This is a genomic window from Geodermatophilus sp. SMS 5-13, assembly GCF_059428245.1.
Genome location: NZ_CP165729.1, coordinates 5,190,429 through 5,205,126, shown reverse-complemented (window position 1 = coordinate 5,205,126; position 14,698 = coordinate 5,190,429). Strand labels below are relative to the sequence as shown.

At 75.1% G+C, this 14,698-nt stretch carries 14 protein-coding genes; 9 read left to right on the top strand and 5 right to left on the bottom strand.

What is annotated here, in order from left to right; genetic code table 11:
• Window positions 1-59: 59 nt before the first annotated feature.
• Window positions 60-647, bottom strand: coding sequence for a hypothetical protein (locus tag AB3388_RS25200; RefSeq protein WP_495408060.1), 588 nt, complete (start codon window positions 645-647; stop codon window positions 60-62).
• A gap of 1,714 nt (window positions 648-2,361) precedes the next feature.
• Between AB3388_RS25200 and AB3388_RS25195 the strand changes: the two genes are divergently transcribed.
• Both AB3388_RS25195 and AB3388_RS25190 read left to right on the top strand, forming a co-directional pair.
• Entirely contained in the window at window positions 2,362-2,814 is a 453-nt protein-coding gene (locus tag AB3388_RS25195) for a hypothetical protein (protein WP_495408059.1), read from the top strand.
• Entirely contained in the window at window positions 2,811-3,794 is a 984-nt protein-coding gene (locus AB3388_RS25190; RefSeq protein WP_495408058.1) for a hypothetical protein, read from the top strand. The genes AB3388_RS25195 and AB3388_RS25190 overlap by 4 nt, the downstream gene beginning before the upstream one ends.
• Window positions 3,795-3,984: 190 nt before the next feature.
• Here AB3388_RS25190 and AB3388_RS25185 read toward each other — a convergent pair whose 3' ends face one another.
• From AB3388_RS25185 to AB3388_RS25170, 4 genes are all read right to left on the bottom strand, one after another.
• Window positions 3,985-4,197 carry a hypothetical protein gene (locus AB3388_RS25185; protein ID WP_495408057.1) on the bottom strand — a complete coding sequence of 71 codons (213 nt, stop codon included), beginning with the start codon at window positions 4,195-4,197 and terminating at the stop codon, window positions 3,985-3,987.
• Window positions 4,198-4,282: 85 nt separating this feature from the next.
• Entirely contained in the window at window positions 4,283-5,080 is a 798-nt protein-coding gene (gene rnc / locus AB3388_RS25180; protein ID WP_495408056.1) for a ribonuclease III, read from the bottom strand.
• A 230-nt stretch (window positions 5,081-5,310) separates the two neighbouring features.
• A complete protein-coding gene (locus AB3388_RS25175) occupies window positions 5,311-5,577 on the bottom strand; it encodes a helix-turn-helix domain-containing protein (RefSeq protein ID WP_495408054.1) in 267 nt (88 codons plus the stop codon).
• A gap of 270 nt (window positions 5,578-5,847) precedes the next feature.
• Window positions 5,848-6,246: a hypothetical protein gene (locus AB3388_RS25170; RefSeq protein ID WP_495408053.1), complete on the bottom strand. Its 399-nt coding sequence runs from the start codon at window positions 6,244-6,246 to the stop codon at window positions 5,848-5,850.
• Between the two features lie 197 nt (window positions 6,247-6,443).
• Here AB3388_RS25170 and AB3388_RS25165 point away from each other — a divergent pair, with 197 nt between their 5' ends.
• The 7 genes from AB3388_RS25165 (at window position 6,444) to AB3388_RS25135 (ending at window position 14,610) form a co-directional block, all read left to right on the top strand.
• Window positions 6,444-6,827, top strand: a complete 384-nt coding sequence (locus AB3388_RS25165; RefSeq protein ID WP_495408052.1) for a hypothetical protein — start codon at window positions 6,444-6,446, stop codon at window positions 6,825-6,827.
• A complete protein-coding gene (locus AB3388_RS25160) occupies window positions 6,827-8,764 on the top strand; it encodes a ThiF family adenylyltransferase (RefSeq protein ID WP_495408051.1) in 1,938 nt (645 codons plus the stop codon). Before AB3388_RS25165 ends, AB3388_RS25160 begins: the two co-directional genes overlap by 1 nt.
• A gap of 198 nt (window positions 8,765-8,962) precedes the next feature.
• Window positions 8,963-9,172 (top strand): hypothetical protein, encoded by a 210-nt coding sequence (locus AB3388_RS25155; RefSeq protein ID WP_495408050.1) that lies wholly within the window; start codon window positions 8,963-8,965, stop codon window positions 9,170-9,172.
• Between the two features lie 64 nt (window positions 9,173-9,236).
• Window positions 9,237-10,181 carry a tyrosine-type recombinase/integrase gene (locus AB3388_RS25150; RefSeq protein ID WP_495408049.1) on the top strand — a complete coding sequence of 315 codons (945 nt, stop codon included), beginning with the start codon at window positions 9,237-9,239 and terminating at the stop codon, window positions 10,179-10,181.
• A complete protein-coding gene (locus tag AB3388_RS25145) occupies window positions 10,178-11,692 on the top strand; it encodes a hypothetical protein (RefSeq protein ID WP_495408048.1) in 1,515 nt (504 codons plus the stop codon). Before AB3388_RS25150 ends, AB3388_RS25145 begins: the two co-directional genes overlap by 4 nt.
• Window positions 11,693-11,932: 240 nt before the next feature.
• Entirely contained in the window at window positions 11,933-12,457 is a 525-nt protein-coding gene (locus tag AB3388_RS25140; RefSeq protein ID WP_495408047.1) for a PIN domain-containing protein, read from the top strand.
• On the top strand, window positions 12,454-14,610 hold the full coding sequence (locus tag AB3388_RS25135) for an N-6 DNA methylase (protein ID WP_495408046.1): 2,157 nt from the start codon (window positions 12,454-12,456) through the stop codon (window positions 14,608-14,610). The genes AB3388_RS25140 and AB3388_RS25135 overlap by 4 nt, the downstream gene beginning before the upstream one ends.
• The last annotated feature ends 88 nt before the right edge of the window (window positions 14,611-14,698 follow it).

Here is a 14,698-nt window from a genome sequence, read left to right as displayed (position 1 = left end):
CCGGCGGTCAGGTCGGCGCTGGGTGGAGTCGAGGGGGCGGCCGACCGGGACGGCCAGCGTCAGCGTGCGGCGGTATCCCCGTCGGCAGTGAGCAGCGCGGCGGCCTCCGCACTGAGCTCGTAGCGTCCGGGGGCGGTGTGCCGCACCCCGCCTAGCTGAGTGAGCCGGTTGAGTGCCTTCCGCACCGTCTCCTGATGGAGTGACTGACCGTTCCCCTGCAGCTGGTGTGCGAGGTCGGCCGCCGAGAAGTCGCGTGAAGCCCCGTTGCGCCGTGCTGAGGTGACGACGCAGTCCCAGACAGCTCGTTGCGCCGGTGCGCCGAGGTGGTCGGCGATGCGTTCTGGCGAAGGACGAGGGGGCGGCGCACTTGCTGCGGGCTTCCACGCCGCGCGCCTTGCCAGGAGGCCGTCGGCTGCGCCCGAGCCCAGCAGCTTGCGTCGCGTCTCGAGGACCAGCTCGGGGAGGAGCCCCCGGATGGTTTCGGCGGGCACCCCCAGGACGCGGAGCACCCCGATCAGGTGATCGATGAGTTCGCTCAGGGTGCGTTCGGCCCTACGGATCTCCTCGAGCCTCAGAGCCGCAACGCGCAGCCACTCCTTCACTCGGTCGACCTCGATCGGGCTCTCGTCGGCGGTCACGGCGTCCATGCGTTGCCACCCGCTACACCGCCTTGCGGAGTCGCCGCGCGGAGCGGCCGGGGCGTCGCCGAGTGCCGCACCGGAGTCCGGTTCTGAGTCGGTGGAGCAGATGCGCCAGACGGTCCGCGTGCAGGCACAGCAGAACCGGTCGAGCGGGAGCGCCCGTCGGCGCGCCGCGGCACCGACGCCGCGAACGTAGTCGGGGCTGCAGCCTTCGGCGGGGGCGGTCGTTGCCGGTTGATGAGGCCGGAGCCCCTGTCGGCTAGACCGCTTCTGGGTGAATGGACCGACCCGGTCGCGAACGCCGTGAGAGTGCACTGCAGCGCCATTTCTGGCCCTCCTTCGCGGCCAAGAATCGTGCGTCTACGTTGCCGCCGGTCCCGGGGAAGGCAGGTCCAGTGGTCGAACAGTGAGTCACGACGAGCCGGGCTTGTCAAGAGGAGTCAAATAGGGAATCGCGGCTGATCATCATCGTGCTGAGGTGTGTTCCACTACGGGGTCGCTGCGGCTGGCCACGGACTGCTGCTGCCATTCCTTCTGCACGACCTCATCGTCACAATGGCCGAGATGGGTGCACCCTGTCGTACCGGTGAACTTCCCTCTGATGGGGCCATAGCAAGGGGAGTTGATCGCGCTCCGGACGACGTCGGCGCACTGCGGGGACCGGGTGCGTGCGCGCTTGCGGGAGGCCTCGGTGGGGCGGTGCGGGACGGGGTGCGTGCGGGCTGCGGGCCTGGGTGCGTGCGCGCTGCGGGAGGCCTCGGTGGGGCGGTGCGGGACCGGGTGCGTGCGCGCTTGCGGGAGGCCTCCGTGGGGCGGTGCGGGACGGGGTGCGTGCGCGCTGCGGGCCGGGGTGCGTGCGCGCTGCGGGCCGGGGTGCGTGCGCGCTGCGGGAGGCCTCGATGGAGCGGTGCGGGACCGCCCTCCAATGCCACGCTGAGGCCCAATGAAACGTTCCCTGCGGCGCTTCGTGTCCCGCATTTCTCGCGCTGCGCGCAGCTCCCACCAGCACCTATTCGGGCAAGCGGAGAAGTGGCGATGTGTTGCCGCGCCGGGGTTGGAAGCGACCTCGTGCTCCGCCGAACCATGCCCCACAATCGTCAAGCGATGGCCGTGAGCCTTCCTCTCTGAGCGGCAATCTGCAGTAGCGCATTACGGCTTTCAGTGTGTTCCGCAGTGCGTGCGGGACGGCTCCGCAGTGCGTGTTGCGCGGTGTTCCGCAGTGCGTGCGGGACGGCTCCGCAGTGCGTGTTGCGCGGTGTTCCGCAGTGCGTGCGGGACGGCCCCGCAGCGCACGTGTGAGGGCTGATCCACGGGTCGGGACGCCAACTGCCCGTCTTCCTGTTCACCGGCACGCAGCCCGGCTCCCCGCTGTTCGTCCCCGCCGGCGACACCCCACCTGGACGCCGGAACCTCGCCGCGCTCAGCGGGGTTCAGCGGTCGCTCGCTTTGGCCGGCGTCGATACGACCAGCGTGTAGGAGCCGAGCGGTCCCGGTGTCCAACGCCGGCGGCGCGTTCGGCGCCGGCACGCCATTGCGCTGGCGAGCTCTGGTCGGACAGCGTGCCGTGCCGGTCTACGGCGGCGGCCTGCCGGTCCGGTGCATGCTCGCTCACCCGGCTCATCGACCAGCCCGGGTCCGGGACCGCCTCCTCCTGCCGCGACTTGGGCCCCAGGACGTTCCTGGCCGTGTTCTTGTCGGTGGCCGCTCGTAGCCTGCGCTGGTGACCGCCGAGCCGATCGAGCCTTGCCGGCGCTGGCGGCGGACCGGCGACCCGGTGGTGGTACTGGAGCAGCCGGGAGTGCTTACCGCGGGCGATCTGCATGACATAGGCGGCGCGGTCATGGTCTTCCACGGCGCCCGGCCCGCGCGGTGCCTGGTCTGCGGCGCGTCCGCCCGGTTCGGGCGCGTCCTGCTCAAGCACCCGCCGCCCTCCGTTCACCCCCTGCGGCTGACCCGGGGCGCCGCGAGCCACGCTGAGGTCGATGCGTCGACCGGCCGGGCCGGCGTCGCAGGCCGCTCGATCCGCGAAGCCGCGGACACCCGCGCCCTGACCGAGGCGGGGCGCGCCTACCTCCAGCACCTCCCCCGCGGGCTTTGGCAGGACAGCGACGGGCAGTCCGTCGCCGCGGCGACCCCGGGTGTCCTAGCCGACGACCAGGGAAGGCAACCATGACCGGCGCCGACCTGGACGCCCTGCGCCGCTACGCCTTCGACCGCCACGGGGTGGTCACCGGCGCCGCCGCTGCCGTCCTCGGCGTGTCCGCGGCCGAGATGTCCGACCTCGTGCGCCGTGGGTGGCTCGAGCACCTCGCCGGCGATGTCTACCGGCTGAGCGAGATGGTCACGCCGCTGACCGAGTACGCCGAGGCGGTCGCCCTGGCCGGACCCGGGGCGGTCCTCGTCGACGACGTGGTGCTCGCCCTGCACGACCTGGCGGGGGCGGACCCGCGGCGGATCCGCGTCGCCGTGCCCGCCCCGCTGCCCGCCGGCGCGCAGCTACCGGGCACCGTGGAGGTGGTCGTCCGTGAGTTGGCCGCCGGCGACGTCACCGAGGTCGAGGGGATGCCGACGATGACCGTCGCCGCCGCCCTGCGCGCCTGCCGGCACGGGCGGATGACCGGGCATCTGCTGCTCGGTGTCGAGCGGGCGCTGGAGGAGGGCCTCCTCGACGAGGCCACCGCCCAGGGCCTGCGGGCAGAGTTCGTGCCGCCGACCGGGACGCTCGAGGAGCTGATGGACGAGCTCGAGGAGGCCCGTCAGCCCTGGGCAGTGCTCCGGTCCGGCGGCTGGCTGTCGCTGAGCGAGCTGGCCGCGCGCCGCGGCGAGGCCGACACGGCCGCCATCGGCGCATGGGCGTACGCCCGGCGCCGGGAGCGGGCGCTGATCGTGGTGCAGGCCCCGGGGTCCCGGTCGATCGTGGTGCCCGCGTTCCAGCTCACCGCCGCCGGCGACCCCCGCCCTGACCTGCGTCCGCTGCTGCAGGTGCTGCTGGGCGCCGGCGGGCTCGACGGCTGGGCCATCTGGACCTGGCTGACCTCGGCCAACGGCAATCTCAACGGTGACAGCCCGGAGCGGGTCGCGGTCACCGACCCGGAGCGTGCGCTGCGGGCGGCCGCCCGATTCGCCGCAGCCACCGAGGAGCCCACCGCGTGACCGCCGTGATCTGCCTGCACCGCGCGGCCGGCCGATGACGCCCAGCCCCGGTTCCGGGGCCGGGACGCGAAACGACCACCCACGACACCTGTGGCCACACCCTGCCCGCTGAGCTGTCCGACCGTTCCGCTGGTGACCGGCCATGACGTCGGATCGGTGGCGCGAGCTACCCGCCGGTGTGCAGCGGGCATCACGGCTCGCGGGTAGCGACCTCGGCGCGGTACTCGTACCAGGTACGCCCGCGGCCATCGCGGGTCTCCTCCTGGCCGGTCACCGAGAGGGTGTCCCAGGCGGGCAGCTCACCATCCTCGGCCGCCAGACGCCGTAGCTCCCCGCGCAGGGCGGCCGTTGCCCGCTCCACGTGCGGGTACGGCAGCGCGGCGGTGGCCGCGTAGATGGGCACGGCGCCCATCGTGACCGGCGACGTGCCGGCCGACCGGCTCGCGGGCGTCGCCGTCATCCCACCGGGGAGCGCTGACCGGCACGCTTCAGGCAGCCTGCGGGTCTTCGCCGGCCGACAGAACGCGGTGCGCGGCCGCCGCGGCCTGCTGTTCGGCGGCCTTCTTGGTGCGGCCGCTGCCGGTGCCGTACACCGTGCCCGACAGCCGCACCGCGGCGGTGAAGGTCTTGGCGTGGTCGGGGCCGGCGTCCTCGGTGTCGTAGACGGGCGGACCCAGCCCGAGGGCGGCGCCCAGCTCCTGCAGGCTGGTCTTCCAGTCCAGGCCGGCGCCGCGGGTGGCAGCGCTAGCCAGCAGCGGGTCGCACAGCCGGTGCACGATCGCCGCCGCGGCGTCCAGCCCGACGCCGATGTGCACCGCACCGATGAGCGCCTCCAGCGTGTCAGCGAGGATCGAGTCCTTGTCCCGGCCGCCGGTGGTCTCCTCGCCCCGGCCGAGCAGCAGGCGCGGGCCGATGCCGCCGTCACCGAGGGACCGCGCCACGCCGGCCAGCGCGGTCATGTTGACCACCGAGGCCTTCAGCTTGGACAGCTTGCCCTCGGGCAGATCCGGGTGACCGCGGTAGAGCTGGTCGACAACCACGAGCTCGAGAACGGCATCACCGAGGAACTCCAGCCGCTCGTTGGTCGGCAGCCCGCCGTTCTCGTAGGCGTAGCTGCGGTGGGTCAGCGCCAGCGCCAGCAGTCCGCCGGGGAGTGCCACGCCGAGGGCGTCGAGCAGCCAGGCGGCCGCGCGCTCGGCGTGGGCGGGGCCGGCGGGTGAGCTCACCGGCGCCGGCTGAACGGCGCGGCTGACCTGCTGCTCGGCTACGTCGACGGGCCACTGCATGGGCACCTCCTGTACTTCGGGCCGCGTGGTTCGGCGACCGCGTCCAGGAGATCGGCAGCGCAGCGAGCGGGCCGTAGTGAAATCCCTCGGAGGAGCGGGCGAGGCGCGGCCACGGTGTGCGTCGGCGGCCGCGGCGGCGCGGTCGAGCGGATGGGTGGTCGGCCTTCCCGGCTGGAGCAACAAGGGCTGAGGTCTGCGCGGTGACGGGACCCAGCCCGAGGCTGGAACCGCTACCCGTCCTGCGGCGGCCGGTCGCGGAGAGCGGCGGCGCCGACCCGGTGACGCCGGATGCCGTGCTTATCCAAGACCCGGCGCACTGCGGTCTGGCTACGGTCGACCAGCTCGGCGATCTGGCGCAGCGATCTCCCCGCCCGATACGTCTCCACGATGAATGCCTCCAGGGCGGCCTGCACGTCGTTGGCGGCAGCGGTACCCGTCCGGGCGGTGCCGGCGAACTGCGGCAGGGCCCGCAGCTGCGGCCTGGGTGGATACGGCACGCCGTCGATCGTCTCCCCGCGTGCGATGCGGCGGCCCCGGCGCGCGGAGGAACTTCCCCCTTCCCGGTGACCCGATCGGGCTCGGTACCGGCTCACCGCGGATGGGCGCCTCCTTGCACGGTGATCGGTGGCGGCCTCCGCTGCTGCACGCCGTCACCCTCCGGCAGGCGCGCGGCCTACCTGCCCCGCCGCAGCCCGACGGCCGGTGCGGCAGCGAGGCCGCGACCGTCGCCCCGCCGCGGTCCGTCGACACGGTGCGGCGGCTCCGCGTCAGGCTCCAGCACCGGTGGGCGGGCGGGTGCGACGGCGTCCACGCCGTCGCGAGCTGGGGTCGCTCGTCGTGCGGGGCAGTGCCCCGAGGTGGTGCAGCAGCGCGCTCATGACCGTCTCGCCCATCCACCGGTCGCCGAGCAGGCAGCGGCTCCACACCGAGGAGGAGACCCCGAAGGCCGCGGCGTCCCGGGTACCCGACCGGGGAGGCTGGCGAGCTCGCCAGGCGAGCGCGAGGGCGTGCTGGACGTGCGCGATCCTTGCCGACACCTCGTCGCCGCCATCGGGCACGTGGAAGCGCGCGGTGACGCTCTGGCCGAAGCCGTTCGGGTCGATCGCGTAGTCGCGCGGCAGCAGGCGGCGTCGGCGGTCGGCGTGGTTGCCCCCAGGCCTGTTCATGGTCCCGGCGGTGCCGGGGCCTGCCGCGAGCGGCATTCGCCCGTCACCCCGGATCACTCCAACGGCTGAACTACCAGCGGATTTGCCCGGCGATGGCCGGGCAACCCCACCGGCTCCTGCTTGCTCGGGCGCGGTGTGTGCGCGCAGATCGGCGGCGGCGCCGCTGAACGGCAGCGGCCGAGTGAGAGGACAAGCGCATGCCGGACACCCCGCCGAGCGGCGGACCGACCGAGCAGCCGGGCGCGGCCGAGAAGGAGCCGACGGGAGCGGGCGACGCCGGCCCCGAGGAGCGCGTCGGGAAGGAGGCGCCGACCCCGGCCGAGGACGACCGCGTGCGGGACGAGCCCGCGCCGCAGGCGCCGACCACCCCCGCGCCGGCGCCGACCGCGGACACCGCGGTGGAGCGCGGTCAGCGGCGCATCACCCGCGAGACGCACACCACCACGACCCGCTCGCACAGCGAAACGACGACGCACGAGACCAGCACCACGGTGGAGGACATCGCCGTGGCGCCGCCGGTCTACGCCGCGCCGCCGGTCTACGCCGCGCCGGCGGGCGAGCACCCGCGGCCGGTCGGCTGATGGACACGCCGACGGCGGTCACCGCCCCCGCGCCCTGGTGCCGGGCGTACCCGGAGGTGTGGCGGGCCGAGACCGAGGCGCTGACCGCCGCCGGCGCGTCCTGGGCAATGCAGCCCGGCGGCGGCCCGGATGATCCCGCCGAGCAGGATCCCGGGGCGCCGGCGCCGTTGACGCTGCGGGTGGAGTGGCCGCACCCGGCCCCACGGCCGGGCGACCCGGCGGTGCTGACGCTGGTCGTCACGTTCAACGCACACCACCCGTGGTTCCCGCCGCGGGTCCAGCTGCCGAAGCCGCTGCCGGGCCTGCGGCGGCACCGCAACCCGATCGACGGCGGGCTGTGCCTGCTGGCCGGGGACGAGGACTGGCGGCCCGGCACGACGCTGACGCAGCTGCTGGAGCAGCAGCTGCCCCGCCTGCTGGCGGCCGGCCGGGCCGAAGGAGCCGATCCGGCGCTGATGGCGCTCGAGGCCGGCGCGGAGGCGGCCTGGACGCAGGTGCGCCTGTCTCCCGGCGGGCTGCTGGTCGACTCCTACTGCGTCCCGCCCGCCGACGTGCTGGGCGGCTGGGCCGACGTGATCCGGGTCCGCGGCGCGCTCTACCCGGTGTCCGCACTGGTCACGCTGCTCGACCCGGGCCACCGGCTGCTGTGGGAGAGCCGCGCGTTCGGTCTGCGGGAGGCCGCCCGCATCCGCTGGATACGCCTGCCCGCCACGCTCGGCGAGGAGCTCGACGCGACGCAGCTGTGGTATCGCGCCCTCGAACGGCACGCCGACCTCGTCGCCGCCGAACACCCGTTCGAGTCCGACGAGCCGAACGCCCTGGCCGTGCTGCTAGCGAGCGAGGGCGCCGACCGGCGCCCCTGCGAGGAGTGGCTGCTGCTCACCCGCGGTGCGCCCCGGCGGAAGCACGCCGACGCGACCGAGGGTCCGCGCGAGCTGACGCGGCCGGACGGCCCGGCCCCGGGCGCGGAGGCCGGCGAGCAGCTGGCGCTGTTCGACACCCCGGAGTCGCCGGTGTCCGCCCCGCCCGGCGGCAGCCCGCGTCCGGCGGCCGTCCCGGTGCGTGTGCGTCGGGGCTACCCGATCGGCCGCGACGACCTCATCGCCCGGCTGCCCGGCGACACCGTCGGCCTCGCGGATACCGCGGTCACCGTCGTGGGCGTCGGCGCCCTGGGCGGCGCCCTCGCGCTTGAGCTGGCGCGCGCCGGGGTGGGACGGCTGCACCTCATCGACGGGGACCTCCACGACCCGGCCACCGGATCCCGGCAGCTGCTGACCATCCGCGACGCCGGCAGCCCGAAGGCGCTCGCCCTCGCGCTGCGGATCCTCGACACCAACCCGCACGTGCAGCTCACCGTCGGGCTGCGGTACCTCGGCGCCCACGACGGCCGGGAGCTGCCCGGCCTCGCCGGCAGCACCCTGGTCGTCGACTGCACGGCCAACCCGGCCGCCACCCGCTACCTCGCCGCGCACCTGCGCGCCACCGGCACGCCGCTGCTGATCGCCGCGGCCACCGCCGGCGGCTGGGGCGGCACCATCACCACGCTGCCCGCGGCCGGTGGCGGCTGCTGGGAGTGCCTGCAGTGGCACCGCGCCGGCCGCACGGTGCCGTGGCCCCCGGCGCGCCCGAACGCTGCACTGACCCCGGTCGGGTGCTCGCATCCCACCTACGTCGGCGGCTGGTTCGACCTCGGCGCGGTCGCGCTGCAGGCCACCCGCACCGCACTGGCCCTGCTCACCGCCGACCCCACCGACACCCCAGGTGCAGGCTCGCCCTTCGGCGACGTGCAGGTGCTCAGCCAGTACCGGCGCGGCCGGCCGGTGCATCCGCGCTGGCAGGCCCGCGAGCTGACCGTCCATCCCGCCTGCCCACTGCACCAGCCCACCGACGACCGGCCGGCTGTCCACGCCGACCTCTCGGCAAGCCCCGATGCCTGACCGCACGCTCAGGACCGTCGCGACGGTCCTGAGCGTGCGCACCGCGAGCGGCACCACCTACCTGCTGGACGCGCTGACCCCCGACCGGCCGCGCCGGGCCCGCGCGAGATCCCCGCCGCGACCAGGCCCGGTGTCCGGTCTCCGGGGGCTGAACGCATGGGCACGCCGCTGGCGCGCCCTCGACGAGAGAGGAACCAGATGACGCTCAACTTCAACGGATTGCTCCTCGCGGGCACGCTGTGGATGCTCGCCGCCGTGCTGGCGTGGCCGCTCGCGCGGGCCAACGTCGCGGCCTGGCTGCTCATCGGGCAGGCCGTCGGGCACATCGCGCTCGCCCTCTGGGGTGACTGGCTGGCGTCCCGCCCCGCCGGGGGTCGCGATCCGCGGACCGGCCGATGGCGGCCCTGAGCCGTGCGCGCCGGGCCCCGGCCTCGTGGCGGGGACGCCCGGGCCCTGGCCGGGGGAGCGGTAGATGCCCCGCCGCGTAGCCCAGCTCAGCCGCACCAGCCCGCCCCGCGCCACCGCACTTCCCGTCGACGTCGCCCTGACCGCGGTGCTGGCCTCCTGGCACTCCGAGGGCCTGCACAGCGAGCAGACCATCGCCCGGGTCGGGGAGACCGCGGCCCGCTTCACCGCTCGGCTGCAGGCCAGCGGGGTGGCCACCTTCGCCGAGGTGACCCCGGCCGACGCCGTCGGCTTCATCGACGCCCGCACCCGCGCCGGTGCGCCGCCGGAGCTGGCCACCCGGCACGCCCGCCGTACCGCGGTGCGCATGCTGTTCCGGACCCTGCGCGCGCTGGGGCAGCCGGTCGGCGACCCGACCCTGGACCTGCGGCTGCCGCCGCGGGGGCTGCTCGCCGCGCGGCCGCTGACCGACGACGAGGTCATGCTCTGCCGCGCTACCGCGCAGTTGGGCTGGCCGGCCGCGGCCCGGCTGCGGGCGGTGGTGTGGGCGCTGGGGGAGACCGGCGCGGTCACCAGCGAGATCACGACGCTGGCCCTCGCCGACCTGGACGATCCGGCGGCCCCGGCGACCGTCCGGCTGCCCGGCACCGCCCGGCACGATCCCCGCTCCGGGAACCTCAGCCCGTGGGGCGCGCGGCTCCTCGCCCGGCACGCCGCGGACCTGACCGGCCGCGGCGCCACACCGGCCACGCCGCTGGCGTACGCCGGCGCCGCGCCCCCCGGTGGGGCGAAGGCGCAGGCCGCCGCCTGCAACGCCCTCCGCGTCGTGCTGGACCGGGCCGGCTTCGGCGACGACGCCGACGTGCGGCCGGCCAGCCTGCGCAACTGGGCCGGCCGCCGGCTCTACGACGCCGGCACTCCGCTGGAGCAGGTGGCCCGCGCCCTGGGGCACCGGTCGCTGGACGCCTGCGCCGAGGACATCGCGTTGGCCTGGCGGGAGGGCACCCGGTGAGCCGGCTGCGGGCGGTGCCCGCGCCGCGCCGGCTGTCCACCGCCGAGCAGATCGATGCGGTGTTCTCCCACCCCGCGCTGTACGAGCTGGCCCAGCTGATCCCCCGCCCGCCGGTGGGCCGGCCCCCGGCCAACCCGGCCTACGTGGTGCTCGGCTACGGGGTGCTGGCCCGGCTGTTCCGCTCCGGCATCCGGGTGCAGGCCGAACTGGCCCATCCCACGACCTGGCGGTTGGTGCGCGACACCGTCGCCCGCGCGGCCGAGCGGCTGCCCGCCGAGCTGGTGCCGCGGCTGCCCGGCGACCAGCCGGCGACGTTCGAGGCCTTCCGCAACGCCCGGGACCGCTACCTCACCGACCCCGACATCGCCGCCGAGATGCGGCAGCGGTTCATCGCCGCCGCGGTGCGGCAGGCCCGCGACCTCGGCCTGCTCGACCCCGCCGGGCCCGGCTCCCTGTCGCACCCGGACCGCTCCCGCACCATCTACGGCGACGGCACCGTCGTGCGGCCGCTGTACCGGCCGCCGGCCGCCCGCCGGGAGACCGACCCGGCCACCGGCGAGACCCGCGTGATCTACCTCGACACGGCGGGCGAGCCGATCGCCGCCCCCGCCCGCCGCTTCGACCCCGACGTCGCCGAGTACCACGGCCACACCGGCAGCGTCACGGGACAGAACTTCGTCGCCGTCTACGTCCGCGGCGATGCCCCACAGCAGCGGGTCGTGCTCGGGGTCGACCGTGTGCCCCGGCCCGGGCTGGAGGCCGACACCGCGGTCGAGCTGATCAAGCAGATCCACGCCGTCGCCGGCGGCGGCATCCAGGCCGTCGCCTACGACGGGGCGTTCCAGGGTCCGCAGATCGACGAGATCATGACCCGCACCGGCCTCATCGTGGTCAACAAGGTGGCCGCGGCACCCCAGAGCAGCGAGCAGAAGGAGCGCAGCGGCGGCGCGAAGGTCCCGCGCTGGTTCCCGCTCGGCGTGTGGGAGCACGACACCGACGCCGGCCCCTGCGGGCACACCCTCGCCGCCGTGAACGGCGCGGTCAGCGAGATCGGCCTCGATGAGGCCGGCGCACCCGTCGTACTCGCCCGGCTGGAGCGCACCCAGGTCAAGCGCTCACGCCGGTCGACGGGCCTGTACCACTTCAACGTGGCCTACCGGGTGCCCTGCACGGCCGGGGCGTTCACCGTGTGGGTCACCCCGCACGGCGAACCCGGCGACGCCGACCACCGCCGCGCCGGCCACGTCCGAGTCATCGCCGAAGGAGAACCCGCGTTCACCCGCCTGTACGGGCTGCGCAACGACGCGGAGAGCTGGAACTCGATGCTCAAGCGCAGCCTGCTCGTCGAGCGGGCCATGTCTCTGGGCGGGGCCCGGCAGTTGGTCGACGTCCTCTGCTTCGCGCTGCTGCACAACGCCGTGACCGCCTGCCAGGCCGCGGTGCGAGCCGACCGGATCGTGCGACCCCGCCGGACTTCGTCGTCCCGTGCGAAGCCGGTGCTCGTGTCCTGACCGTGCGCATCCGCTGGTGCTGCAGGAGAAGCCCCTGGTGCCGTCCACGGACACGCGCGCCGCTGTCCCGCGGCGGGCTGGCCTGGGGCGTCCTCGCCCACGCAGCGGGGGACGCCCGGCGGACGGTGGACGAGCCCCGGAGCGTGCCCTAGCCTTTGCTCAACGCGTGACCTAAACGAAAGCGATTAGTTCACGCGTTCACAGCTTGACAGGGTCTCGCGCGTGGTTCACGCTTTGCCCATGACGCAGACGCGGGCCCGAGCGGCCACCACCCGGGCGGCCGGCTCGCCGGTCCGCACCCTGCACGCGATCGACATCGAGAACCTCGCCGGCACCGGCCGCCCGACGCACGCTGCGGTGACGGCGCTGCGAGCCGCCTACATCGGCGCGGTCGCGGTGGCGCCGATGGACCAGATGGTCCTGGCGTGCAACCCCGGCTGCCTGGTCGACGTGGGGGTCGGCTGGGGTCCGGCCGGCGCCCGCTACCGGGTCGGCGCCGGCCATGACGGCGCCGACTGGGAGCTCCTCGACGTGCTCGAGCACGAGCGGGTGGCAGAGCGCTTCGGGCAGGTGGTGATCGCCTCCGGCGACGGCATCTTCGCGCCGATGGCCGCCCGGCTGGCCGCCACCGGCTGCGGGGTCACGGTCGTCAGCCGGCGGACCAGCCTCTCGGCGCGGCTGGCCCTCGCCGCGCACCGGGTCATCCACCTGCCCGAGTCCCTCGCAGCGGCCATGCCCGCGGCGACCCGGGGGAGCGCCGCGTGACCGAGGGTGGCGGTGCGGACCGGCCCGGCGAACTGCTGACGATGGGCGACATCGCTGAGCTGGCCGACGTCGGCCGCTCGGCGGTCAGCAACTGGCGCAAGCGCTCACCCGACTTTCCCAAGCCGGTCGCCGGCACGGCGGCGAGCCCGCTGTTCGATCCCCGGCAGGTCAAGGACTTCCTGCAGGGCAGGGGCCGCTCCGTGGGGCGTCCCGGCCTGGAGCGCCGGCTCGCCAGGGCGATGGATCTGCTCCGGGACGTCGCCCCCGTGACGGCCGCGGTGGAGGGCATCTGCTCGGCCGTCACCCTGCGCTATGTCGCGACGGTTCCGCAGCGGGCCCGCAACCTGGCCGAAAGCGTGCCCCGGCCCCGGCCGGACCTGTGGGCCGGGGCATGGGCGACCCCGAAGCAGCAGCGCGTCATGGCCCTGGCGCGGGCCGCCGGGACGATCGAGACGGAGATCCCCCGGCTGCAGGGGCTGCTCGAGCCCCCGCTCCGGGCGCTGCCGCCGGAGGCCTCCGCGCTGCTGGACGTCCTCGACGAGGCCTCGGTGAACGACACCGCGGAGCTGTTCGAGGCCACGATCGGCGCGCTGCGCCGCTCCACCGGGCGCGGCGGCGGCGAGCTGATCACCGCCGCGCCCCTGGTCGACCTGATGCTCGGCCTCGCGGCCCCGGTGACAGACACGGTGTACGACCCGGCGGCCGGGCTCGGAGGGACGCTGCTGGGGGCCGCCCGGATGGCGAAGCAGCCGGTGCAGCTGCGAGGGCAGGAAATCGGCGAGGCCGCCTGGCGCCTGGCCAACCAGCGGCTCATCGTCCACGGCCTGAACGGGTGGGTCTCCCGCGGCGACACACTCCTGGAAGACGCTGATCCCGGTCTGCTGGCCTCGGTGATCGTCCTCGACCCGCCGTACGGCCTGAAATGGCGGGGCGACCCGGTCGCGCACGACCTCCGGTGGCGTTTCGGGCCGCCGACGTCCGGCAGCGCGGACATGGCCTGGCTTCAGCACGCCGTCGCCCATCTCGCGCCGGGCGGCCGGGCGTTCGTCGTGCTGACGCCCGCGTCGTTGTTCCGCGCCGGGGCGGACGGACGAGTCCGGCACGAGCTGGTGCGATCGGGCGCGGTGGAAGCGGTAATCGGGCTGCCCGGCGGCCTTGCGCCTTATACGGGCATCCCGCTGGCCCTGTGGGTGCTGACCCGGCCGGGGGAGTCCGCCGGGGCCGACCGCGTCCTGCTCATCGACGCCGCGGCAGGGGACCGGAGCGAGTTCACCGCGCGGCTGCCCCAGGTGGCCGAGCTCTACCACCGGTGGCGGCGCACCGGGCAGCTGAGCGAAGTGGACTGGGCGGCCGCGCCCACCGTGCTCGACCTACTCGCCATCGACTCGACCCTCGTGCCGACCCACTGGCTGCCCAGCGCCCTGCACAAGACCGACGCCGACCAGCTCATCGGCGAACTCCGCGACGACGCCGACCGGCTCGCCGACGTGCTGCGCGGACTCGGCCGCGCCCGACCGGTGCGGGTCCACGAGGTGGCCGGCCGCGCCGATCACGACCTGCGCCGCCCGACCGTCGACCGGCTGGCCGCCGATGGACTGGTCCAGGTCCTGCGCGGCAGCCGGGTGCCCCGGGAGGAGCTGGACGAGGCGGACGGCGAGATCCCGGTGATCACCGCGCGGCACATCCGCGACGGCGCGGTGCCGGCGCCGGCCGACTGCCCGCGCGTTCCGGCCGACATGCTGGAGCGGCGGATCGAGCGCACCGAGGCCGGCGACGTCCTGGTGCTGTCCGAAGGAGAGCGCATCCGCACCGCCGTCGTCGAGGAGGGCGGCGCCGTCGCGGCCACCCCGCTGTGGATCCTGCGCCCACGGGATGCCTGGCTCGACCCCCAGTACCTGGCGGCCTGCCTGGCCAGCGAGTGGAACACCCGGCACACCCGCGGTACCACGATCCCGCGGGCCAACGTCCGCAACCTCGAAGTGCCCCTGCTACCCCTGGCCGAGCAACGGGCGCTCGCCGCGCGGGTGCAGCAGCTTCGAGAGCTTCGCCGCCAGGCCGACCGGGCCGCGGCGCTGGCTCGCGCGCTGTCCGACCGCCTGGTCGACGGCGTCGCGGCCGGCGTCCTGACCGTCGACGAGCTCACCGACACCTGACCACATCACAGACGAGATGTCCGCGCGACGGCGCACGCCCGATCGGGTGACGCCGCCCGGCCGGAGCCCCGTCCCTGGGCGGAACTGT